At 40.5% G+C, this 23,107-nt stretch carries 20 protein-coding genes and 3 pseudogenes; 7 read left to right on the top strand and 16 right to left on the bottom strand.

Annotated elements, in window-relative coordinates:
- Window positions 1–295 precede the first annotated feature (295 nt).
- Together HG267_RS16880 and HG267_RS16875 are read left to right on the top strand one after the other, a co-directional pair.
- The gene (locus HG267_RS16880) at window positions 296–2,068 is read left to right on the top strand and encodes a pentapeptide repeat-containing protein (RefSeq protein WP_045870059.1); all 1,773 of its coding nucleotides are present in this window, start codon (window positions 296–298) and stop codon (window positions 2,066–2,068) included.
- Between the two features lie 15 nt (window positions 2,069–2,083).
- Complete coding sequence (locus HG267_RS16875) at window positions 2,084–2,320, top strand: hypothetical protein (protein ID WP_263420069.1); 237 nt, start codon at window positions 2,084–2,086, stop codon at window positions 2,318–2,320.
- Here the strand turns inward: HG267_RS16875 and kdpC are convergent.
- The 4 genes from kdpC to kdpA form a co-directional block, all read right to left on the bottom strand.
- The gene (gene kdpC, locus HG267_RS16870) at window positions 2,273–2,884 is read right to left on the bottom strand and encodes a K(+)-transporting ATPase subunit C (RefSeq protein ID WP_045870060.1); all 612 of its coding nucleotides are present in this window, start codon (window positions 2,882–2,884) and stop codon (window positions 2,273–2,275) included. The two genes, HG267_RS16875 and kdpC, sit on opposite strands and share 48 nt — an antisense overlap.
- Before the next feature lie 57 nt (window positions 2,885–2,941).
- On the bottom strand, window positions 2,942–3,193 hold the full coding sequence (gene kdpF / locus HG267_RS16865; RefSeq protein ID WP_045870061.1) for a K(+)-transporting ATPase subunit F: 252 nt from the start codon (window positions 3,191–3,193) through the stop codon (window positions 2,942–2,944).
- Window positions 3,194–3,531: 338 nt separating this feature from the next.
- Complete coding sequence (gene kdpB, locus HG267_RS16860) at window positions 3,532–5,637, bottom strand: potassium-transporting ATPase subunit KdpB (protein WP_045870062.1); 2,106 nt, start codon at window positions 5,635–5,637, stop codon at window positions 3,532–3,534.
- 93 nt (window positions 5,638–5,730) lie between these two features.
- On the bottom strand, window positions 5,731–7,431 hold the full coding sequence (kdpA, locus tag HG267_RS16855) for a potassium-transporting ATPase subunit KdpA (protein WP_045870063.1): 1,701 nt from the start codon (window positions 7,429–7,431) through the stop codon (window positions 5,731–5,733).
- A gap of 1,287 nt (window positions 7,432–8,718) precedes the next feature.
- Between kdpA and HG267_RS16850 the strand changes: the two genes are divergently transcribed.
- Together HG267_RS16850 and HG267_RS16845 are read left to right on the top strand one after the other, a co-directional pair.
- Window positions 8,719–9,192: a TspO/MBR family protein gene (locus tag HG267_RS16850; protein WP_045870064.1), complete on the top strand. Its 474-nt coding sequence runs from the start codon at window positions 8,719–8,721 to the stop codon at window positions 9,190–9,192.
- Window positions 9,193–9,293: 101 nt separating this feature from the next.
- A complete protein-coding gene (locus HG267_RS16845; protein WP_045870065.1) occupies window positions 9,294–9,767 on the top strand; it encodes a TspO/MBR family protein in 474 nt (157 codons plus the stop codon).
- Window positions 9,768–9,908: 141 nt separating this feature from the next.
- Here HG267_RS16845 and HG267_RS16840 read toward each other — a convergent pair whose 3' ends face one another.
- From HG267_RS16840 to yidD, 3 genes are all read right to left on the bottom strand, one after another.
- On the bottom strand, window positions 9,909–10,358 hold the full coding sequence (locus HG267_RS16840; RefSeq protein WP_045870066.1) for a DUF2127 domain-containing protein: 450 nt from the start codon (window positions 10,356–10,358) through the stop codon (window positions 9,909–9,911).
- Window positions 10,359–10,535: 177 nt separating this feature from the next.
- A complete protein-coding gene (locus HG267_RS16835; protein WP_045870067.1) occupies window positions 10,536–11,249 on the bottom strand; it encodes a M15 family metallopeptidase in 714 nt (237 codons plus the stop codon).
- A 43-nt stretch (window positions 11,250–11,292) separates the two neighbouring features.
- The gene (gene yidD / locus HG267_RS16830; RefSeq protein ID WP_045870068.1) at window positions 11,293–11,529 is read right to left on the bottom strand and encodes a membrane protein insertion efficiency factor YidD; all 237 of its coding nucleotides are present in this window, start codon (window positions 11,527–11,529) and stop codon (window positions 11,293–11,295) included.
- Between the two features lie 64 nt (window positions 11,530–11,593).
- On the opposite strand from yidD, the gene HG267_RS16825 reads away from it, so the two are divergent.
- On the top strand, window positions 11,594–12,292 hold the full coding sequence (locus tag HG267_RS16825) for a diacylglycerol/polyprenol kinase family protein (protein WP_096622207.1): 699 nt from the start codon (window positions 11,594–11,596) through the stop codon (window positions 12,290–12,292).
- Window positions 12,293–13,355: 1,063 nt separating this feature from the next.
- Here the strand turns inward: HG267_RS16825 and tnpC are convergent.
- A pseudogene (gene tnpC / locus HG267_RS16820) lies at window positions 13,356–14,829 on the bottom strand (IS66 family transposase).
- Between the two features lie 61 nt (window positions 14,830–14,890).
- Here tnpC and HG267_RS16815 point away from each other — a divergent pair.
- Window positions 14,891–15,175: pseudogene (locus HG267_RS16815) on the top strand (hypothetical protein); the annotation flags it as partial.
- Between the two features lie 218 nt (window positions 15,176–15,393).
- Window positions 15,394–16,245, top strand: a complete 852-nt coding sequence (locus tag HG267_RS16810) for an N-acetylmuramoyl-L-alanine amidase (protein WP_045870071.1) — start codon at window positions 15,394–15,396, stop codon at window positions 16,243–16,245.
- A gap of 51 nt (window positions 16,246–16,296) precedes the next feature.
- Here HG267_RS16810 and HG267_RS16805 read toward each other — a convergent pair.
- The 8 genes and pseudogenes from HG267_RS16805 to HG267_RS16770 form a co-directional block, all read right to left on the bottom strand.
- Window positions 16,297–16,569, bottom strand: a pseudogene (locus HG267_RS16805) (DUF5615 family PIN-like protein); the annotation flags it as partial.
- Between the two features lie 65 nt (window positions 16,570–16,634).
- Window positions 16,635–17,945: an IS701 family transposase gene (locus HG267_RS16800; RefSeq protein ID WP_096621593.1), complete on the bottom strand. Its 1,311-nt coding sequence runs from the start codon at window positions 17,943–17,945 to the stop codon at window positions 16,635–16,637.
- A gap of 221 nt (window positions 17,946–18,166) precedes the next feature.
- Window positions 18,167–18,496: a DUF433 domain-containing protein gene (locus tag HG267_RS16795; RefSeq protein WP_045870072.1), complete on the bottom strand. Its 330-nt coding sequence runs from the start codon at window positions 18,494–18,496 to the stop codon at window positions 18,167–18,169.
- Between the two features lie 316 nt (window positions 18,497–18,812).
- On the bottom strand, window positions 18,813–18,953 hold the full coding sequence (locus HG267_RS16790) for an SUMF1/EgtB/PvdO family nonheme iron enzyme (protein WP_235623045.1): 141 nt from the start codon (window positions 18,951–18,953) through the stop codon (window positions 18,813–18,815).
- Between the two features lie 39 nt (window positions 18,954–18,992).
- Window positions 18,993–20,036: an RNA-directed DNA polymerase gene (locus tag HG267_RS16785; RefSeq protein ID WP_045870073.1), complete on the bottom strand. Its 1,044-nt coding sequence runs from the start codon at window positions 20,034–20,036 to the stop codon at window positions 18,993–18,995.
- Window positions 20,037–20,170: 134 nt separating this feature from the next.
- The gene (avd, locus tag HG267_RS16780; RefSeq protein WP_045870074.1) at window positions 20,171–20,509 is read right to left on the bottom strand and encodes a diversity-generating retroelement protein Avd; all 339 of its coding nucleotides are present in this window, start codon (window positions 20,507–20,509) and stop codon (window positions 20,171–20,173) included.
- Window positions 20,510–20,611: 102 nt separating this feature from the next.
- Window positions 20,612–22,555, bottom strand: a complete 1,944-nt coding sequence (locus tag HG267_RS16775; protein WP_045870075.1) for a caspase, EACC1-associated type — start codon at window positions 22,553–22,555, stop codon at window positions 20,612–20,614.
- On the bottom strand, window positions 22,524–22,958 hold the full coding sequence (locus HG267_RS16770; protein WP_045870076.1) for a hypothetical protein: 435 nt from the start codon (window positions 22,956–22,958) through the stop codon (window positions 22,524–22,526). The genes HG267_RS16775 and HG267_RS16770 overlap by 32 nt, the downstream gene beginning before the upstream one ends.
- Between the last annotated feature and the right edge of the window lie 149 nt (window positions 22,959–23,107).

The following is a 23,107-nucleotide window of genomic DNA, read 5'->3' as shown; positions in this document are numbered from 1 at the left end:
TACAGTACGTATTATTTTGACACCAGACTAGTAAACTTGCTGGGAAGAAAGTATAACAATTTATGCCAAATCGATGACATTACTGGAAAAGGCACAACTTCTCAAGCTGTTGATTTCGATTTACACAAAGAAAAATTGTCAGGTGCTGATTGGTTACCTACCACCAAAACATCTCTAATAGTTACTAGTTATAAATTATACGAATTTATTTTTTGCCCGATTAGCTTCTCAGTCAATCTCAATCTTTAAATCATCTCTAACTAACCAGTAATCAGATAGTAATCCAAGATACCAAATGTCCTATTTATTGCAAATTTGGAAGCGTTTAAGCAATTACGCCAGAGGTACAAAGTTACCAGAGTTCTCGCAGACAGAATCTCCGGAAGCTGAAGCAGTGTCTTCTAGGGGAAAAACAACTCCAGATTTTGAGCTAGGCTTTAAATTTGCTCAAGATACTTTACCAGACTCTTTACTACCCCAACAATTACAAAAAAGGTTGGAAGAATGGTCAAACCCCGGTAGTGGGTTGCCAGAGTTCGCGAGCGAGATATCATCCGCTACACTCCGCATAGACGCGCAGCGACTCACCGCCAGATATCGCCAATTATATGCACAAATTTATGATTTATTAGGTCAGAGCGCCTTGACCTCAGACATAGTTGAACAAGGCATGAACTTGTTAATTGCGGGGAAAAAATTTCGTCCAGTAGTCTTATGCCAACGCCTAGAAGAATTTTATCGTCGCTGGTGTCGAGGGGAATTTATCGATGCAGCACCGAATGATAACTTGCCTCAGAAAAAAATGCTACAGATGCTCGCGAAAAATCGCGAAATTGGACTAAGGCAAGTAGATATATATACAGGACTTAATGTACTCATATTACTTTTGGAGTTACACCGCTACGCTCAAGGGCGAGCTGAACTTCAGCAGCATATTACGTTTTATCCTTCCAGCCAACCGGATACAGAAAGTTTTTTCACATCGCAACTCCTACGTATTATTAACTATAGCGATGCCATAGAAATTGGGAATTTTACTAGTATCGTTGGGGAATTCTTAAGAGGCGGCAACTTTCGTGGTGCTTATTTAGGAAATGCTAACTTGGCAGGTGCTAACTTTAGCGGCGCTAACCTTACTGGTGCATACCTAGGAGATGCCAACTTAACAGGTGCAAACTTTAGCAATGCCAACCTCAGTGGTGCCAACTTTGGTGATGCCAACCTCAGTGGTGCCAACTTCAGCAATGCTAACCTCAGCCGCACCGACCTCAGCAGCGCCAATTTCAGCGGTGCCAATCTTCACCATGCCGACCTCAGCCGCGCTAACCTTAGCCACGCCGACCTCAGCAGTGCCAATCTCAAAAATGCCAATCTTACTAGTGCTGACCTCAGCAGTGCCAATCTCAAAGATGCTAACCTTAACAGTGGCGACCTCAGCCATGCAATACTTTTCGGTGCCAACCTCAGCGAAGCTAACTTGACTGGTCTCAACCTCAGTCATGCTGACCTCTGCCGTGCCGACCTCAGTGGCGCAGACCTCAGCCGTGCCATCCTCAACGGTGCCAACCTCAGCGACACAATTCTTTTCAGTACCAAACTTCATGATGCCATTCTTGTAGCTGCTGATCTGAGCTACGCCAAACTAAATGGCGCAAAACTCAACGGCGCAAAGCTCAACGGTGCAATGTTTTTAGGTGCAGATCTCAGCGGTGTAGATTTGAGTGGTGTAATTCTCCACGATGCCGACCTCAGCGGCGTAATACTTAATGATGCTGACCTGAGTGGTGCCGACCTGAGTGATACCATGCTTTTTGGTACCGACCTCAGCTATGCCAACCTCAACCAAGCCAACCTCAGTGGTAGTAACCTCAGTGGTGCTTTACTCAATGGCGCGGATCTCAGCCACACTAACCTTAGCTACGCCATACTCAGCAATGCTGATGTCAGCGAAGCCAACCTAGAAGAAATGACCTGGGGAGAAAAGCAGCAATGGGAAACTGTGCGCGGGTTAGAAACCGCAGTCAATGTGCCAGAAGGATTGAAGCAGCAGCTTGGGTTAGGGGGATGAGGGAGATGAGGGGGGATGAGGGGGGATGAGGGAGATGAGGGAGATGAGGGAGCAGAGGGAGCAGAGGGAGCAGAGGAAGCAGGGGTGCAGGGGAGAATAGCCATTACTCATTACTCATTACTCATTACCAATTACCAATTACCTATTACCCCATGCCCAATGCCCCATGCCCAATGCCCCATGCCCCATGCCCAATTAAACTTATTAATTTGCCTTAAGATTAATTTCTTGCAAATCAAGAGCGTAATTTAATCGCAAAACATTTACTCCTGGCTCACCAAAAACCCATAAAAATCTATCGTCAGTGTATTTATTAATTAGAGGTAATATTTCTTCTGCTTTGACGTTACGGGCACTAGCGACTCTCTCCAATTGCTGCCTAGCAGATTTCACAGAAATATGAGGATCTAAGCCAGATGCAGAGGTGTAAATTAAATCTGCAGTTGGTTGAACATTTTCGTCTCGAAATTGATTAGCTTGCTCAACAATACGATTGAGTAATTCTGGATTAGTAGGAGCAAGATTACTCGCGCCAGAGATGCCAGTTGCTTTGGCTTTTTTACCTTGGCTATATCTGACTGTACTGGGACGACCATGAAAATATTTCTCTGATGTAAATACTTGACCAATTAAGGCAGAACCAATTGGTGGGGCATCTGGTTGACCATCTATATTTTGCATGATGCTGCCATTAGCTTGCAAAGGGAAAAACACCTGACCGACTACTAAAATTAACAGAGGATAGATGAGTGCTGTTAGTAACCAAAGTACTAAAGTTATACGAATTGATTTGATGATTTCTCGAATAATAGACATACAATAATCTGTGCGATCGCTCTTTTGAATTTAATCTTGAATAATAATTTTGAACTGTTAGAAGCGTTCTGGCTGAAAAACGACAACAAACAAGTATATAACAAGCGATATTGTGACAAGTCCCAAAATGCCAATTGCCCAAGTGGTGCGACTTTCTAAACTGACATCTGAGGCGGCATAAACTACAGGGGCAATTGCTAAGGTGAATCCTAGCGCCATCAAAGTTGGCAGTAGTAACTGTTGTTTACGCAATTTTGTCCAGACAATATTTTTTGTCTGTCTTGCATTTTTATCCTGATTTTTGTTCATTTTACTTGATTTTTTGCACCCTTATACCATTTTGGATTTTAGATTTGGGATTGGGAGTTACTCTTTATACAAGAGTTATAACAATCAATCCATCTGTCGAATTCATTTTGCAAATTTGTCTAAGTATTTCCGTTTAAATAGGAAATAATCTAATTAAACGCAGAGTACTGCGGAGGTTCCCGCCAAGTAACGCAGAATAAGTAGGTATGTGGAAATTAACCCAACTATGTTAGTACACATAAATAGACTCTAAATCCTTACTAATGACAAATAGCTAAGGACAAATGACAGCCTCCGCCAATTATCTTTAATTAAACACGAATTCCTGAAATACTGTACTAAGTTAAACCTGCTAGTGTAATTAGAATATCGATTATTTTAATGGCTATAAATGGTGTAATGATTCCACCTAAACCATAAATCAAAATATTACGTTGCAGTAGTTGATTAGCTGTTAAGGGTCGAAAATTTACGCCCTTTAAAGCTAAAGGAATTAAGGCAGGAATAATCAAAGCGTTATAAATTAATGCCGATAATACTGCTGAATTAGTACTAGTCAATTTCATAATATTTAGGCTTTGCAAATTAGCAGAGGCAAAGATTATGGGAATGATTGCAAAGTATTTAGCAATATCATTAGCTAAGGAAAATGTTGTCAACGCCCCACGGGTAATGAGCAATTGTTTACCAACACTGACGATATCAATCAATTTTGTGGGGTCTGAGTCTAAATCCACCATGTTTGCTGCTTCTTTTGCTGCCTGAGTCCCCGTATTCATGGCTAATCCCACATTAGCTTGTGCTAAGGCTGGGGCATCATTGGTGCCATCTCCGGTCATGGCGACTAGTTTGCCTTTCGCCTGTTCTTGCTTAATGACAGTAATTTTATCTTCGGGGGTGGCTTCGGCAATGAAATCATCAACGCCAGCTTCTTTGGCAATCACCGCCGCCGTAATATGGTTGTCTCCAGTCAGCATAATGGTACGTACTCCCATGCGGCGTAACTGGTCAAAGCGTTCGCGAATGCCAGGTTTGACAATATCTTTGAGATAAATTACGCCGTAGATTTCATGGTCTAAGCACACAGCTAAGGGTGTACCGCCCTGCTGGGAAACTCGCTCGTAAGCTGCATCAAGTTCTGGGGTTTCGCGGCCATTACGGGAACGTACAAACCCTTTAATTGCTCCCACGGCTCCCTTGCGTACCTCTCTCCCACCGGGTAAGTTGGTGCCACTCATGCGGGTTTTAGCAGAAAACTCTACTGCTTGTGCCTGATTGTAGTCAAAATCTACCCTTGCGCCTAATTTTTCTGCTAGTCGCACAATCGATTTCCCTTCAGGCGTATCATCAAATACGCTAGCTACCCAAGCAACATTGGCGATGTCTTCAAGTGTATGACCGTTAATCGGAATAAATTCTTCTGCCAAGCGGTTACCAAGGGTAATTGTCCCTGTTTTATCGAGAACTAGGGTATTAACATCACCGCAGGCTTCGACAGCTTTACCAGATGTAGCAATCACGTTAAATTGGGCGACTCGATCCATCCCGGCGATGCCAATAGCACTTAGCAATCCGCCAATAGTGGTGGGGATCAATGCAACTAATAAGGCAATTAAAACCGGGATGCTGACTGGATTTTTAACGGTGTAAGCAAATGCAGGCAGAGTTACGACTACAAATAAAAACACTAAGCTGAGAACTGCCAACAATACAGTCAAAGCAATTTCATTGGGTGTTTTGCTGCGTTCTGCCCCTTCCACCAAGGCAATCATCCGGTCGATGAACCCTTTGCCTGATTCGGCTGTAATGCGGATAATCAATTCATCAGAGATAATCCGCGTACCACCAGTCACAGAACTAGCAACATCCGAGCCAGATTCCTTCAGTACTGGTGCAGATTCTCCAGTAATTGCCGATTCATCTACAGAAGCCACACCCATAATCACTTCCCCATCGGCGGGAATGAAATCACCTGCTACTACGTAGACGGTATCACCCTGTTTGAGGCTGCTGGATGGGACTTCGGTAATAGTGCCATCGGTGGCAAGTTGTTTGGCAGTTGTTTCTGATTTTGTCGATCGCAAAGCATCGGCTTGGGCTTTACCTCGTCCTTCGGCTACAGCTTCGGCAAAATTGGCAAACCAGACTGTGAAAAACAAAATCCCAGTTAATATGCCGTTGAAGAGTTGCGGATTATTCTGTTGTACTGGGCCAAATAAGCTGGGATCGATGGTAACCACTAAAGTAATGAGCGTACCAACCCACACCAAAAACATTACTGGGTTTTTGATGGCGTGTTGCGGATTGAGCTTGACAAAAGCATCTTTAATGGCTCGCAAGTAGATGCCTGTAGCACTGATTTTGGTCTTTTTGCGTGGTTGACGGCGATCGCCTGAACGAGAACGCGGAGGTCTAGCTTTGGAGGTAGCTGCAGCTTGATTCATAGATTTTAGTGAGTGAGGGTGATGAGGGAGATGAGGGGGATGAGGGGGATGAGGGGGATGAGGGAGATTTGCTATATTGTCTTCCTTATGTATTTAACTGCCAGAGGATAATTTAATACCCTCGGCTATGGGGCCTAAGGCTAAAACTGGGAAAAAGGTGAGTACGCCTAGAATGAGGCTTACGCCAGCTGTGACACAAGTAAATAGCAGAGAATCGGTTCTGAGGGTACCAGGAGTTTCTGGTACTGGTTTCTTACGAGACATACTATCAGCTAGTAACAATATGGCAATAGTTGGTATGTAGCGTCCTGCTAACAGGGGAAATAAGCAACTCAAATTCCACCACAAAGCTGTAGGTGCAGGTTGAGTAGTAGCTAACCCTGCCAACCCGGAACCATTGTTAGCTGCGGCTGAGGCATATTCATAAACTACTTGGGAAATGCCATGAAAGCCAGGGTTGGTAATTCCCGCAAAGGAAATTGGGTAGGCTAAGGCGATCGCACTGGGGATTAATACGGCAATCGGATGTATCAGTAATACTATACTGGCGAGCACAATTTCCCGTTTTTCGATTTTGCGTCCTAAAAATTCTGGGGTACGCCCTACCATTAAGCCAGTGAGAAAGACGGTAAGAATTACGTAAATTAATAGATAAGCTATTCCAGTACCTTGACCACCCCAAATAATTTGGAGAAATAAGTTAAATAAAGTTGAAAATATTCCTTGGGGCATTAAGGAATCATGCATTCCGTTGACAGCACCAGACATAGTGGCGGTAGTCATGACAGCCCATAGCGCTGTTTGTGCCCAACCAAAACGCTGTTCTTTACCTTCTAAATTCGGAAATTCTAATCCCAGAGTGCCATTAATCAAGGGATTTCCCTGTAGTTCGGCGGTGGATGTGATGCCCACTAAAACCACGAAAATTACAAACACCATCCAAAACAGCAGCCATGCTTGTTTGAGGTTATTGGCAAAAACCCCATAGGTGTAAATTAAAGCTGCGGGGATAGAAATCATGGCAATGAGTTCTATTAAATTAGAAGCGCCATTAGGATTTTCAAAGGGATGGGCAGAGTTCACACCAAAAAAGCCACCACCGTTTTCACCCAGCATTTTAATCATCTCGAAAGATGCAACTGGGCCTCTAGCGATATACTGTGTACCTCCTTCCAAGGTTCTCACTACTACAGGTGCGCCTAATGTTTGCGGTACACCTGAGATGAGGAGTGCGATCGCACCCACTATTGATATTGGTAGTAGGATGCGGGTAATGGCACGGGTAAGGTCAATATAAAAATTCCCTAATTTCCTACCTGTGAGGCCACGAATGAAGGCAATTCCTACCGCCAACCCTGTAGCCGCGGAGGTGAACATCAAAAACCCCAAAGCTGCTACCTGACTAAAATAGCTTAAGGTCGTCTCACCTGCGTAGTGTTGCTGGTCGGTATTCGTGACAAAAGAAACTGTAGTGTGCAGTAGTGTATCCCAGGTTGGCGCACCAAAGCCATTGGGATTCCAGGGTAAAAATCTCTGAAAAAATATTAATAAATACACTACAATGCCCATGACGAGGTTACTGTATACTACAGCCCTGGCATATTGCCCGCCTGTCATACTATCTTTCGGTCTTACACCCGCTAGGACGAAGATACTTCGTTCTATGGGATTCATGAAGGAATCAAGCAGGGTTCTTTCTCCCATGAAGACACGTGCTATGTATCTTCCGAACACTGATGTAATTGCTATCACAATACATAGTGTTAACCCAATTTGTAAAAAACCTTGTCCCATGTATTTTGTACTCAATTAAATTTAAGTTCTAGACAGTTACTCATGCAAATTAATACATCAACTGCCTGACAATATCTCATATAAACTCGATTCATTAATCTGGATTAAGTATTTGGATAACTTTCTATTTTCCAGATACTTCTTGAAGTTTCTGCTAAGAATACTTAAATTTTAGTTTTAGTCATTAATCTATCTCCTGTGTACTATTTGTTTATACAATACATTTTCTGATGTTGCTACTTACATATATGCTTCTATATCAGGGAGGATGATATTTTTATTACATATACTTTAGCGGATATCGTATCAGCCGACACACTTCAGGGAGAAGGCTCTCAGCCTAACTGAAGTTAGCAAAAAATTATATTGCATATTCCTAAAATTTGGCGACAATAATTACAAAAATCTGGTAGTAAAACTAATTCCTGGTCAGCAATGCAGGAAAGTGAATCTGCCGTTATATATATGTGCTTATTAGTAAAAACAAATTTTGAAATTTTAAATAAACCAATGCAAATAATGTTGGCGACACAGCAATATATTCTAGAGGGCACGGCAATGCCGTACCCCTACAATCTGTCGCATTCTTTTTTCAATTTGGTATTAGAGATTGGGCATGAATGATTCAATATCCGGCAGAAATTAGCAACCAATCTCATTGCTAAAATCAGATAGATGCGCTTCATGTTACACCAGTTTAAAAACAGTAGGACTTACGCGAGTGTCACATTTTTTTCGTTGAGGCTGTCAAGAGGAGCCAGTCACGTGCGGAGGTTCCCTCCGTTGAGTGAACTTGTGTTCAAGAGTCAAAAGTCCAAAAGACCTGAATTTTTGACCCTTGACTCTTGACTCTTAAATCAGAAGATGTGTGTACCAGTTGCTTAAGTCCTGAACAGAATCGAGTTAATACATGAGTCAAGGTAGTTCAGTTAAGAAAATAAATTGACAACAAAACAAATAATTTTGGAGGGGGTTTGGGGGACGCAACCGTCACCCAATCGGGGGTTTGGGGGAGAATCCCCCAAGTTTGCTAGCTGTTTCCACAACTAACAAATCAATCACTAATGATCTGAACCGTATTGATACATGAGTGGGACGCATAGCTATATTTTCAATTGGTATTATTTACATCAACAAACATTACAAAACTTTATATAATTCGGATTAATCGCACCTACCTACTTAATCAAACCCAGGGATGATGAGAAATCTGGGCTAAATTGCCATGATTGCACTTGAATAAGTGATATTTCAATATTTACTAGCGATCGCAAAGGATAGGGCGGCATGATTAAATCTTGGATGGTGATAGGGGCTGTAGCTTTTGTCGTCGCTTTAGGCGCTAATTTCATTACGCCTAGCGATCGCAAGTGGTTCCAGCGATTGCAAAGACCTCGATGGCTAACTTTTGAGGCAGCAATTCCAATTATTTGGACTGTAATTTTTATTTGTGGTGCTTGGTCTGCTTACATTGTCTGGGAAAGAAACCCAGGAACTAACAATACTTGGCTATTGATGGGTATATATCTACTTTTAGAAATTGTGACTATTGCTTACACACCTGTAATGTTCCGCCTGCGTAGCCTTAAAGTAGGTACGATTTTAGGCGGTACAGGCTTTATTATTGGTTTACTATTAGCACTTGCAGTTTTAACTACTTCTAATTGGGCTGCACTTTTATTAGTTCCTTATTTACTTTGGAGTCCCATCGGGACATATACCACTTGGCAGATGCTTCACCTTAATCCTCAAGAAGCATAAATCAGTATCCAGATCCCACCCGCGACTGATTTAACTCATGCCTGTAATTGCCAAACTTGCATTGTATGGCTTAACAAAATGTACAGGCAAAGGTGAACACCATGATTGAATCTTGGATGGTGATTGGTGCTATCACATTCTTGATTGCACTCGGTAGTTTCTTCATCACACCCCGTGATGTTAAATGGTTCGCGCTGTTAAGTCGCCCTCGCTGGCTAGTTTTTGAACCACTTATTCCATTTATTTGGACAACGATTTTTATTTGTGGTGCAGCTTCCGCAAATATTGTTTGGCAAAAAAATCCTGGTAGTTTAATTACCTGGATACTAATGGGTTTGTACCTAGCGCTAGAAATTATTACTGTTGCCTATATTCCTGTAATGTTGAGATTTCATAGCCTCAACATCGGGGAAAGTTTAGGGCTTAGTGGATTAATTTTAAGTGTGATTCTCGCAATTTCTGTTTTGCCAATTTCTTGGGTAGCAGCGCTTTTACTCGTTCCTTATCTAGTTTGGAGTCCTATCGGCACATACACTACTGATGAGTTAAAACATCTCAATCCTGAAGATGCGTAGACTATCAAAAAGCGATAATTTGTGAAAATGCACGATGTCCAAATTCCCGACTTCTTTGAGAAGTCGGGAATTTAATTTTTCACTAATAATTTAGAATATCTCAGCTTTGTTGCTGATGCGTTACGCTATCGCTAACGCATCCTACGAATGTTTATGCTTGGGGAAATTCTTTAATAAATACCAAAATACTCCTAAGTTGACTATTAAAACAATTAATTTTATCGGAGATAGCCCCCGAATTAATTCATATATTTCTGGCGGTATACTAATACCGACTAGTATCAGCACTAAAATATGTGCCCAACGTTTTTCGTACCATAACCCAATAGCTTCAATGGCAGTCACAATAGAATATATTCCTGAAGCAGTACCGCTAAATACAAGGGTTTTACGATTATAATTTAGAATTTTTTCCACAAGCCAATTAATAATGCTTGATTTACCTTCTAATACGTAATTATCAGAAAATTCTTCTAGATATTGATGATTTTTTAATGCCAATAATAAAGCTATAGAAGTAACCATTAAAAGTGAAGCAACAAATGCTTTGTAACAAACAATTGTTACCAATCCCGCCGAACGCTTTGCCAAGCAACCTCCTGAGTAGGATAGATATGATATTGAGTTTCCTACATTATTTATAATAATTTTTCCCTGAATCTACCTCAAAATATTTAATATTTGCCTAGGATGGACAAATTTAATCAGTATCTAACTGCTGGGAAATACTAGATTTATTGAAGAGTAATTAAGACTAATTACAATAACTTAATTTATGTGAAAACGCCCATAGCGAGCTGTAAAAGAATTATGGGGATGAGATTGATTATTTAACCAAGCCCACATTTGATCACCATAAGAAAAATGCCACCACTCTCTAGGATTGCGGCAAAATCCAGCTTTTAACATCACATCTCTCAATAACTCACGGTGACTATGATACTGTGTTGCCTGTGGGGACTCACTATTGGCATAGTAATCGGGAAGCGATCGCTCTGACAATTCATCAATCGGTGAACCCATATCCACGATTTTCCCAGTATCATCTACCAAGGTGACATCTACTGCTGCACCTGTACTATGAGGCGGTGGCGTTTTTTCATCTAAGCTAGGTGCAGCCCAAATCTGATAAACAGCTTCCCAAATTTCTTGGTGTTGATTAGGCGATAACTCCGCCTCACTCAGTCCTCTTTGCTTTAATGCTTCGGCAAAGCTGTAATCTACCATAAACTGCTGCACAGCTACAGGGCGATAAGCATCAAAAATTTGAATGTACCAATTAGGATATTGCGATCGCAGATAATTTTGCGCTTGGATTAAACATTCAATGACGCTTTGCCGTAAATAATAAGGAGAATGTTCCCCATAAGGCGCACCCAGTTTTTCATAAGGATGGGGAGATTCCACAGCAAATAGTTGTAAGGGAATCGCTATTAAAGGTTCACCACATTCTAAAATCGGGATTTGGTGATATGGTCTCATTGTTGCAGCAGCTAGAGGCTCAAAATATATACGGTAAAAATTATTAATCTTCAGTTACTTTTTCTACAACTTCCGGTACTGGATCGTAACCACCGGGATGGAAGGGGTGACAACGCAAAATCCGGCGAATACCCATCCACGTACCACGCAATGCACCGAATTTTTCAATTGCTTCGATAGTATACATTGAACAAGTAGGCTGAAACCGACAAGTGGGCGGAAACAGCGGCGAAATAAACATGCGGTAGCCCCGAATCAGCCAAATCAATAATAGTTTCATCGCAATAACCTAAATCTAATAAAGTAGTAAATAAGAGCCAAGTTTTCTACTAGCATTTTTGGTGATTACAATTCCTGGTTTAGAGTCAATTCCCCCTTTATGGCTACAAATTGCGATCGCAGCAGTTTGGGTGTTATTTATTTTAGCGATCGCTTGGGGTGTAAATCGCTTCGCCCATAAAGAACCAGAAATCATCCGCAAGATAGTTCACATTGGCACTGGTAATGTGATTTTACTAGCGTGGTGGTTAAATATTCCCGCAAGTATTGGTATTACAGCTTCAATTGTAGCCAGTGCCGTTACTTTATTGTCTTATCGCTTGCCAATTCTCCCCGGTATTAATAGTGTCGGTCGTCAAAGTTTAGGGACATTTTTTTACTCTTTGAGTTTCGGCATTTTAATTGCTTGCTTCTGGCATTTGCAACAACCCCAATACGCAGCTTTAGGAATTTTAGTGATGACATGGGGTGATGGATTCGCAGCCTTAATTGGTCAGCGCTTTGGTAAACATAAGTATAAAATTTTGGGGTCACAAAAAAGCTGGGAAGGCTCATTAACAATGACGCTGGTGAGTTACCTAGTTAGCAGTTTAGTTTTGCTTGGTAGTCAAGGTAATATCTGGCAAACTTGGGTCTTATCCTTGGTAGTAGCGATTTTAGCAACAGCTTTAGAAGCTTTTTCGTTTCTGGGAATTGATAATCTCACAGTTCCTTTAGGTAGTGCAGCTTTAGCATTTATGTTAATGCAGCTTTTTCCTATCTAGAAATCTGATTACCATGTAGGATGCGTTACGCTGAAGCTAACGCATCCCACGTGAATTTCAAAAATCAAAAATAATAGCAATTTGAAAAAAGAATGCAACAAATTGTAGGGGCAAGGCACTGCCCATTGGTGTCAACTTAACGTGAAACCCGCTTTGTAGCAAGGTTTTTGCCCTCACCCCCAGCCCCTCTCCCCCAGGGAGAAGGGAGCAAGAGATTTAGTTCCCCTTCTCCTGCGGGAGAAGGGGTTAGGGGATGAGGGCGCGAGGTATTTGTACAACGCCCGCCCTATATCGCTTTAAGCTTAAGTTGACACGTATGGGCACTGCCTTGCCCTCTAGAATATATTGATATGTCGCTAACATTATTTAATTTGGTAGAAGTTCTATAAGTTGCATAGTTATTAGCCAATAGCACAGTTAAACACTAAAAAATTAGCTGTAATTTATTAACCCAATTACTATTAAAAAATCTTAATTCCGACCCCTACGCAGTCGGAATTATTGTCATGAAATCATAATAATTCAGCCATTGGATAAATTTTTTGGCTTGAGGTTTATTTATCCATCTAGATTTCTGTAAAAACAATAACAAAAGTATAACTAAATACAGAATATAACAGAGCTAAATTTATCACCCAAGAGAGATTAGATTAAAACTCAAATAATTTTATATATAACAAAAAAGATTATATAGACTTGGTAAAAAATTTCCATAATGAGTTTTTTTAATTATTCGCAACCTCTTTTAGTACGGAAACTATTAACTCTAGAAGTTCAAAAGCAGCTTGGAATCAGGTATATTAACTGGCAAATCGGCAGTGTTAAACTTCATTCCACTTTTTACACCTGCGTCGATCAAGCTTGCATATTTTGGAGTTTGCTACTACTAACAATATTTATCAATGCTCAGTTTCTTCCTATTAGTTGGAGTTTGCAAGCTACGTTATGGACTATCCTCAGTTGTATCGGCACAGTAGCAATGGTAAGTTGGGCTACTTACTGGGTAAGCGAAAGAAAAGTGAAATGGGTGCTGTATTCCTGGGTAATACGTAAGGATTCAGGTCTAAAATTGAGGAACTAGAGAAGGGCGAGACTGAGAATTAATAGAGTCAGCAATTAGTGCTTGTACAAAAAAATCAATAACAGACAGACTTTGACGACGACAGGTTTGAACCACCGTCAACAAATTGGCAGTATGTTGAAACCGCTCCATCGAACGGGAACCACCACTAACTTTACGTTTTGTCACAGCCAAACGCAGCGATCGCTCGGCTTGATTGTTATCAGGAGGAACTTCAGGGTTGTCAAGGAAATACCACCATTGGGAGGCTTTATCGCGCAAGGAACGTAAAAGGTTTCCTGCTGTAGCTCCGGCTAAGTTAATCCAGTCATCAAGTGTTTGTTGCAATTTAGATTTGAATTGATTGACCCAATCGTTATAACTGGCGCAGTCAAGAGTCTCAAACCATTGGGCATAATTTCCAAAAGCTTCATCAATTAAATCCACAAATGCTTCACCAATAGCTTGGTTGTGAAGACCTGGAAGTTGAATTAGTTTTTTGAAGTGACGGCGTAGATGAGCCAAACATTTCTGCTGCTCAGGCACCGCATAGCCATTGTAAACACTAAAATCATCGCTGCTGATTACCCCTGTATATTTAGCCCCTAAAATGGCTTCTAGTTCTGCTCTGGAACGAGTGTCAGCAGCAGTAAACAGGCAAAACTCAGAATTGGCAACTACCCACAACCATTCTTTAACTCCCTTGACAGACCAAGGTGTTTCATCCACATGAATGTTAGGTTGTGTCTGTTTTACCCAATTACTTAACTCAGTAATGCTTGGTTGAATCGCTGTTTGAATTCGTTCATTTGTGGTGACTAAAGTTCCCAGCCCAATTTCAATTTGACCTAACTCCCACAACATTTCTTGCTGTTTTTCATAGGGCATATGTGCATAATTATTTGCCCATCCTAAAAATGCCTGTAAAGAAATCCCTAAATCCTGTCCTGGGATGATATCTTGTGACCAGGAGGCTGTTTGTATATTGCCACAGTACTCACACTGGCACGTATGGCGTTGATACTCAACTATTTCAATGGGACGCTCCACTAGTTGCGCTACAGACTGTTTTTCTACTTTTACTGCCACAGCCGCAAACGCTTTTTGACCACAACAGACACAATCACTTGGACGTAAGATTTCACAACGATCTACTCTACCAAAACCCTTACGGGTCTTACCTTGATGCCCTGGTTGCCCACCTGGCTTTCTTTTGGGATGATTTGATTCTTCTTGCGGTGCTGCTTTTTTTGTTTTCACTCTTTTTGAGGATGTCCCCTGATGGCGGCTTAGATGAGGTTTTGCTGTCTAAATCTCTGCTGACTTTTAAACGTTCTATTTCTTGCTGTAGTTCTAATACTGTTTTCTGTAATTCACCTATTACCTTGCTCTGCTCAATGATTATCTCTACCAGTTCTTGTTTCGATAACTGGTTCAAGCTTTCCCGGTCTAAATCTTGAGGCAGGTTTTGGTTCATATCTGTGATACTCCTCCTCAAGCGATCCCTTTGTCAATACTCTGCCACCTGAATCCTTACGGTAATACTAATGCTGTTGGGGGTGGTTTTAACAGATTTGAGTATTTATTTGGGTTGGGTTGAGATACTATCAAATCTCTGTGGATTGTGGTTAGGGTTAAGCACTATCGGATACATTTGTACTGGTTTGGGAGTGCGATCGCGTGCCCTAATCTTCACAGGTATACTGCACCTATTGTTAATCTTTTTATTACCTTATATTGCCCCTTGGCAGTTTCTCATTACTGGCGCTTTTATGGCTTTTTGCTTATTAATGTTAGCTGAATTCCAGTGGGATGGTTTATAGAGTAATAGCTAAACCTGCATTTCTCTTAAATAGCAAATGTAGGTTGGGTTAAGCGCAGCGCAACCCAACATTAATCTTCAAAGCTTAACCTATATTTATGCATGAAAAGATTTATAGCCTAACAGAAATACTTAGCCCAGACAAGTATACTAATAGTCTATTTTTCTGTAATATTTAGATATTAAAATTAGTAGTAAGTATTTTATTAGTATAAAAAAATGAGATTTAGAGAATGGGCGACTAAAATAATGCTTATTTTCTTATTGTTCGCCACTCTAATTTTGGCGGTTTTTGCTGGTAAATCAGCAAAAATTGAGAACAATAATGCAATATCTAATCCAGAGGTTATAGCTTGGAGTGAGTATCCCCAGGCGCAATTACAATCAGCGAAAAATCCCGAGGCTAAACCTCAAATTCCAATCAAACCACCTGCCAAAAAGCAAAAGGTTGTAGGATTGTATCGCACTACTCAAGCATTTGCTAGCTATAAACCGCGATATCTCATCACTCATGTAAACCCAACCAACTATGGAGAACGTTACGCCAAAGATATTAATGGTGTCACTCTCCACAATCAGCCAATTATAGTCATACATGAAACTGGTAATTCTGCTTCTAGCGCGGTTAATTTTTTTCAAACACCCCATGATAATGAAAATATTCAAGCCAGTTATCACGCCTTAATTACCCAAGATGGGACAGTCGTTTATCTTATTCCTCCAGAAAAACGCGCCTTTGGTGCAGGTAATTCGGTGTTTAATGGCCCTAATGGCGAAGAAACAGTGAAAACAAATCCGAATTTACCACCTTCTGTAAATAACTTTGCTTATCACGTTTCTTTAGAAACACCGCCAGAAGCTTGGGGGAATGACAAAGCAGAATATCACAGTGGTTATACAGAAGCTCAATATCAATCTTTAGCTTGGTTAATCGCTCAAAGTCAAGTTCCCGATGAGCGGATTACTACCCATAAAGCCGTAGACCGTTCACGCCAAAAAATTGACCCGATAAATTTTGATTTTGACAAATTCTTTAATTTGCTTCATAGCTATCGCCAGCGCCTGAGTTAAATACCACTAAAGTTCAGTAATAAAATTTTGATGCAATATCAAAGTAAAACTTCAAAAAGGAATAGACATGATTTGATTTACCCATTTCTCAGCGATAGAAGTTTCCCAAACCAAAATAAGTGATTCAATTGCATCACTAATGGGTAGATTTTGAGAGAGAATCAATACTCCAGAACTGGTTTGTGACATGATAAATGTACCAAACTCTGTAGGCATTGTTTTACGGTCGTGAGTTACCAAAACTCTGCCATCTTGTGCAGCTATTTGCAACACTTCTGAGTCTTTTTTCCCCTCTAGTCCGGCTGCGTTGGCTGATTGAAAGTCAAGATGTGGTTGTCTGCGAACTGCACCAGTAAGTAACGACGCAAAATTAACCCTCTTTTGTCACTCTAGGCAGAGGAAAAGTAGAAATCAGGGTGAATCAGGGATATAAAAATTGAACTGGTGAGGCTATAAATAATAGATTGAAGTTTAAAAAAACCCAAAGCTAATTGAGGAATAGGAAAAACCGTTAACCAGGGATATATCAGATTAAATAAAGTAAAAGGTTGAATAATCAAACGAAGATTGTTAAGAATGTTCTTCCAGCCATTTCCATTATCCCACCAAGGATGTGAAACAAATTTTGACTCTCGTTGTGATGGAGACTGAAACAGTTGCTCCGAATGCAGACTAACCATTAAATAAGCACTGCAAATAATTTCCCACCATCGCTCAATATCTGGGTAGTGAGTCAGGCGAAAATCTGACCAACCTAATTCATTCTTACTTTGTTTTAACCCGTACTCGACCCAAGTTCTTAAACCGTAAAAATTTCCAACTTCTCTTGGCGTAATGTCTGGATATTTACTCATCACATACCAAGTAGTGTTATCAGGCAAATTTTCTGGATCTGTAGTAATTTGCCAATATCTAAGTTCTCCACGTTTTCCCGGAATAATTTCTCTAATAAATCGATTTTCCCGACTCAAGTCAGAGAATACCCTTTGAAACTTCTGCCACTTTAAATATTGAATATGTTGTCGTGGAAGTATTTCTACATAATGATTTGACCGAATCGCTACTATATAGTTCAAGTTTAGTTCATCTAATACAGATATGAAATTCTTACCACTCTCTCCATATAAGCTATCTGCAAGTACTAAGTTGAATTTAAAACCCATTGATTGTAGCTTTTTTATCAGTATTGCTGCTATTTCTGGTTTAGTGCGGTACTTATCTCCTGCCTGTAATCTTTCCCTGGGTTTATACACTTCAAACAGTAATGGAAATGTCATCCCACAGAAAACACCATATACTGTCACTGCCACAATTCCATTATCTGTTTTTCCCAAATTTCCTATATACTGCCGTTTCACATAATCTGTCTTGCTCCCTTTCTTTTTATCCCCTGTCTCATCAATAATTAAAATGATTGGTCTACCTTTTAGCACTTGTAAAATTAACTCTAACCTTAAGGTTCTTAACTTTTCTATATCCCAAGGTGATGTAGTTAGAAAATGATGCAACCCTTGCTGGTTATCTAATCCTACGATTTTTGCTATTTCTGGCAATGTTTTACGTTTTAGATCAGAAATGCAGCCTACATGGAGATATTTAAAAGCCTCGAAACTCCTAACATCTGGAAACAGACTTTTATACCACTGGCAATATTCGTCCACAAATTTGACTGTTGGTGCGGCTGGACGGGGCTGTACCATGCTCTGTGTCTTGGTTCTAGCATTTTTACCTTATTATACTACTGCCAGAGTGACAAAACAGGGTTAATTACAGTCATTGCGAGCGCAGCGAAGCAATCCCAGCCCTTGCGATTGCTTCATTTCGCTTCGCTACATTCGCAATGACATTGTGTAATTAATTATGTTTAACTACTTAACAATTGTTTGCTTGAGATCTGCGTCTGCTTGAAATCGCACTACCGTCATATTTTGTTTTTCTGGCTTTCAGCAGCTTTCAATTTTTGATACAGAAGTGGATTCTTTTCTCTAAATGAATTTTGTAGTTGTTCAAACTCCGCTTCTCCTGCTTTTAAGTACGCATCAATTAACTCTTTGTTAGCAAGGTAGAAGGCTATAGCACCATATACTTGTTCTAATGAGAGTAACGGGAAGTTTTGGGCAATACTTTCTGGTGATTCTCCATTTAAAAAAGAGTAGACAATCGAATCAAGAGAAATGCGTGTTCCTGCGATCCAATAACCTTGCTCTCGTTGTTCGATATATTGCTTTACTAGAGTCGCTGCTCCTGTCATATAACTATTAGCTACTATTTATCTAAATATTAATTTAATGTAGGGTGTGTTGTCGCGCAGCGCAACGCACCGAAACATTTTCCATAATAAAAGGTGCCTTAGCCTGCGGCATAACACACCCTACTTTTTAATTACGAATTACGAATTAGCGATTGTTTGAATTAGAACTTTCTAAAATTAGATGAATCGGACAACTGTTCGACCATATAGCCTACCAAGCTATCCGACTCGGTTTGATATTCGGAGGGAGATTTTAATCAACCTCACTGGATTAAGCCTGGACTCTTTTTTGGTACGCCTGATGAATTCCCATTCACTAGTTCTGACACAAAAGAGTACTGCGCCGCACCATCACAACCCGAAAACCCACGTTGTTGTTCCTATTGTCACGCGCGTTCCTGTTGCGATTCGCCGAACGGCAATTCCTGGGATTGTTGTTCCATGAACCACCACGCAGCAGTCGGTTTCGCCTAACCCATTGTTTAGATTAACATGATTACCAATTACTCAATATTTGCTGGCGCAGTTGCCATGTATCACCATGCTTTAAGTGAGCAAGCCAACTCTGCATTGATTGGGAGAGTTTTTGATATTCAATTTTTCCTTGATGATAGTCTTGCAACATTTTCCGTAATCTTTTTCTTGCTAGACGCAGATTATCACTGCGTACACGAATGCGATTTGGAAAAATGCGAAACCCAACAAAGTTAGCTCCGTATTTTGTAGCAAATAATTGGCTTTTAACTGGATGAATTTTTAATCTTAGATTAGCAAGATATTTCTCGATTTCGATTCTTGCGTCTGCTAAAAATTCTTGATTATCTGAAAATAAAGCAAAATCATCAACATAACGAATATAACGAACAGCTTTGATTTGTTCTTTCACAAAATGGTCAAAATTGTTTAAATATACATTTGCAAAAAACTGACTAGTGAGATTGCCGATTGGTAAGCCATGTCTTCGTTCTAGAGGTGTGAGTAAATCATCTCCAGAGAAATAATTTAATACTTGTTCTTGATGGTTACTATAATCAATAATTTTATTGATTAGCCAAAGCGTATCAGGACATTTAATTTTACGTCTAATTAATGACTTTAAAATTTCATGGTCGATGCTAGGGAAATATTTACGAATATCAGCTTGCAGCACATAACGGCTTAAACGAGCAAATTGAGTAAAGCGGCGCAAGGCACGATGAGAGCCATAACCAATACGGTTGGCGTAAGAATCACTAATAAATGTGGGTTCAAATATGGGGACAATGATGTTACAGAGAGCATGATGTACTACCCTATCACGATAGGGAGCCGCTGAAATTATGCGCGGTTTAGGTTCAAAAATTTCAAATGTTTTATAGCTTCCAGGGCAGTACGTTTTTGATTGTAATTCTGCTTGTAATTCAAATAAATTTTGTTCTAAATTGTAATTAAACTCTAAAACATTTTCTCTAAAACGTTTACCTCGTTGTGCTTGCTGGGCAGCTGATAGCAAATTATTAAAAGCTATAATTTCCTGCCAGAGATTACCGTATGCTTTCATTTATAGGACTCATATTTGATTTTTGGAAAGATATGTAGGGTGTGTTGTCGCGAAGCGCAACGCACCGACGCACCATCAATAATTAACGGTGCGTTAGCCTACGGCATAACACACCCTACGTTATTAATTACGAATTATCTTGTTTTTTGTTGTTTAATCCATCCGCCCAAATCAATGCCAATATCATTTAACAGTTTGTGAGCATATTCGTAACGCTCAATTTTAATTAAGTTAAAATCTAAAAGTAGGCGAGTTTGATAACGTAAAATATCTAATTTACTATTCAAAGATTCTAATTGAGCTAATTTTTCTTTGGCATATCGGGCTATAATTAAAGCATCTAACAAATCATATAGCTGTGTAATCATCCGATCGCCTAACAAAAATTTATGATCTCTGGGAAGACGATTTAAAATAGGCACGTACCACTTGATTAAATCGTAGGTTTTCTGTATTATTGGTAAATCACTCATCCAAAAAAATTAAATAAAAAATTTGATCGCGCTTTGCGCGAGACAAAAAGAAGGGTAAAGAAAAAAGCGTAAAGTTCTAAAGGGCAAGAGTATAAAGGGCTACTAAGTCCTGCGCCGCACCATCACAACCCGAAAACCCACGCCGTCGCTCCTATCGTCACGCGCGCGCCTGACGCGAATCGCCGAACGGCAATTCCTGGGATCGTTGAACCACGAACCACCACGCAGCAGCCGATTTTTATTATCATTGCCAACTAACCAAGCACTACCATCTGTTGGCGCATTATTATAATTTTCGTGCCACTCATCCTGACACCATTCCCATACATTACCACACATATCAAATAAACCAAAGGGGTTTGCAGGAAATTTTCCTACATCTGTTGTTTCTCCCCCAATCGCCCCATGATTAGCTACATCTTTTGTAATCGTTTCCCCAAAATAAAACGGGGTAGTTGTTCCTGCACGACAAGCATATTCCCATTCGGCTTCACTGGGTAAGCGATAGGTTTTACCTGTCTTGTGAGATAATCTGGCACAAAACTCAATTGCATCATCCCAAGAAACACGTTCTACGGGTCGATTAGCACCTTTAAAATTTGATGGGTCGGGATTTAAATCAATATTTACCTTATCAAGAGCAGCAACAGCTTGCCATTGGTTTTGAGTAATAGGAAACTTCCCCATGAAAAATGGTTGAACGGTGACGTTATGCTGTGGACTTTCTGAGTCATATCGTCCTTCCTCATTCTCTGGCGAACCCATGAGAAATTTACCACCAGGAATTGCTACCATTTCCAAAACTATGCCATTACCCAGGTTTTCTGTAAAAAACTCAGCGTGTCCCTGACTGCTATCAATGATTTTTCCGCTAGCATTCACCTTTACTATTTCAAACTCAAACTGATTCGTAGTTTGTACTTCCTCTGTGACTCCCTTGTTCACGTGCAAAGAGAGATTGGGGGTGATATCTTTTGGTTTACCAATAATCCGTGCTTCAATTGGCGCAACATCTTCATCTCTCAGCCCTAAATGCTGCTGATAGTCTCTCAAATCATTGAGAGTAGTTTCGCTCAGTTTTGGCTCATCTTTAATTGTCTCAACTAGTGTTGCCTCATACTCTGCTAATTTCCGCTGATACTCTCGGTATGGTTGTAGAACTTCGGCTTCAATAGCATCAGCAATCTCAGCCTCCAGCTTTAATTGGAGGCGTAATGAATTTAACAAGCGACGGGCGGGGATAGTAAATTTGCCATTATTGAGGCGGCGTTCTACTTCCTTGCGATACTTCAGCTTCGGATCATCCTTGGGTGACTTAGCCAAGAAAATCCGATAACCTTCCTTAATGGGATAAAACTCTGGTGTCATCGCAGGGGATGCTTCTTGGACTTTGCTTTTCGCATACCCATGCAACTCATCTACTGCAATCCAGCCATCACCATCTACATCGGCTGCACCTTTTTCTATTCCTTCTACTAAATAATGGGTGTAAATTGAAAGTTCCAAGCCATCAGATTCAAAAGCATATTGTGTGGAAGTGGAAGCTGTGAGAATTGCTCTCCCTTCACCGCCTAAATGCTGTTGTAAATCAATATTCCCGCCATCTTTAGCCGTCAAACCCTTCGCAAAAGCACCACTAAAACAGCAATCTAAAATCACCACCAGTCGTTTAGATTTGCTGTCGTTCATCCAACTATGTACATTTGTAGCTGCGACAGCTGAAGTTGGGATCAGCTTTCCCTGATTTTTCTTGGTGTAGCGAGTTGAGAAATAAAAATTACCATCCTCTACTTTCACACCATGACCAGAAAAATAGAACAGTAGCAAGTCATCTTTTTGACGATTAGCATACAAATGATAAATAGCATCTTCCATTTCTTGGCGTGGAGGATTTTTTAGCACTGTGACATCTGCCTCAGCAAAACCCCCCATTTCTGGGTTGACTAAAACTCGCCGCACCGCCTCTACATCTTTGACAGCGCTTGGTAGGGGATCTAATCCTGGCTCATATTCACTAATCCCTATTAGCAGTGCTACCTTCGCCATCTTTGCTATCTTGCGCCTTATTGGTACTATTCAAAAAATCCTGTGCTTTTTGGAATGCAAATTCAAACTCTTCCCGACTGCTGGCTTCAAGGTTGAGTTCTCTACCATCAGTACCTTTGACTACCAGTTTAATGGGTTTGTTGCCGAAGCGATCGCCCAAAAAGCTAAACAATGTCTTGATATTCGCCGGATTAATTTCTAAATTTAACAAATTCCACAAAAAACCCCCGAAAGCTTTTGAGCCTTTGGGTGCATTGTCTTCAGGTACTAAAGCTGCTTCTTCTACACCATCTACTTCTCTTAGCTGCGGGAGCAAATTTTGCACTTCTGCTTGCAAATCTTCGTCATCTAAATCCAGCCCAGCCAGAGAAATCGTCACCTGAACGTTAGATATCGTTGTCATGGAATGCCTAAGTATTTTTCATAGTATTTTTTAAAGATTGTAACGGTTATTATCCAAAATCTAGTTAATATCCGCTAGGCTAGCAACTCGCTTTTGAAGTGATTAGCGGTGCGCTGAGTAAAAGGCTGCCATGACCTCAGCTTAGGGAC

The sequence above is a fragment of the Tolypothrix sp. PCC 7601 genome (assembly GCF_025677855.1).
Taxonomy (GTDB): Bacteria; Cyanobacteriota; Cyanobacteriia; order Cyanobacteriales; family Nostocaceae; genus Aulosira; species Aulosira diplosiphon.
This window is presented reverse-complemented; position numbering and strand designations above follow the sequence as displayed.

Excerpts from the sequence above, each read along its gene's own strand:
- HG267_RS16880 (WP_045870059.1), top strand. The coding sequence starts at position 296 with ATGTCCTATTTATTGCAAATTTGGAAGCGTTTAAGCAATTACGCCAGA.
- HG267_RS16875 (WP_263420069.1), top strand. The coding sequence starts at position 2,084 with ATGAGGGGGGATGAGGGAGATGAGGGAGATGAGGGAGCAGAGGGAGCA.
- kdpC (WP_045870060.1), bottom strand. The coding sequence starts at position 2,884 with ATGTCTATTATTCGAGAAATCATCAAATCAATTCGTATAACTTTAGTA.
- kdpF (WP_045870061.1), bottom strand. The coding sequence starts at position 3,193 with ATGAACAAAAATCAGGATAAAAATGCAAGACAGACAAAAAATATTGTC.
- kdpB (WP_045870062.1), bottom strand. The coding sequence starts at position 5,637 with ATGAATCAAGCTGCAGCTACCTCCAAAGCTAGACCTCCGCGTTCTCGT.
- kdpA (WP_045870063.1), bottom strand. The coding sequence starts at position 7,431 with ATGGGACAAGGTTTTTTACAAATTGGGTTAACACTATGTATTGTGATA.
- HG267_RS16850 (WP_045870064.1), top strand. The coding sequence starts at position 8,719 with ATGATTAAATCTTGGATGGTGATAGGGGCTGTAGCTTTTGTCGTCGCT.
- HG267_RS16845 (WP_045870065.1), top strand. The coding sequence starts at position 9,294 with ATGATTGAATCTTGGATGGTGATTGGTGCTATCACATTCTTGATTGCA.
- HG267_RS16835 (WP_045870067.1), bottom strand. The coding sequence starts at position 11,249 with ATGAGACCATATCACCAAATCCCGATTTTAGAATGTGGTGAACCTTTA.
- yidD (WP_045870068.1), bottom strand. The coding sequence starts at position 11,529 with ATGAAACTATTATTGATTTGGCTGATTCGGGGCTACCGCATGTTTATT.
- HG267_RS16810 (WP_045870071.1), top strand. The coding sequence starts at position 15,394 with ATGAGATTTAGAGAATGGGCGACTAAAATAATGCTTATTTTCTTATTG.
- HG267_RS16800 (WP_096621593.1), bottom strand. The coding sequence starts at position 17,945 with ATGGTACAGCCCCGTCCAGCCGCACCAACAGTCAAATTTGTGGACGAA.
- HG267_RS16795 (WP_045870072.1), bottom strand. The coding sequence starts at position 18,496 with ATGACAGGAGCAGCGACTCTAGTAAAGCAATATATCGAACAACGAGAG.
- HG267_RS16785 (WP_045870073.1), bottom strand. The coding sequence starts at position 20,036 with ATGAAAGCATACGGTAATCTCTGGCAGGAAATTATAGCTTTTAATAAT.
- avd (WP_045870074.1), bottom strand. The coding sequence starts at position 20,509 with ATGAGTGATTTACCAATAATACAGAAAACCTACGATTTAATCAAGTGG.
- HG267_RS16775 (WP_045870075.1), bottom strand. The coding sequence starts at position 22,555 with ATGGCGAAGGTAGCACTGCTAATAGGGATTAGTGAATATGAGCCAGGA.
- HG267_RS16770 (WP_045870076.1), bottom strand. The coding sequence starts at position 22,958 with ATGACAACGATATCTAACGTTCAGGTGACGATTTCTCTGGCTGGGCTG.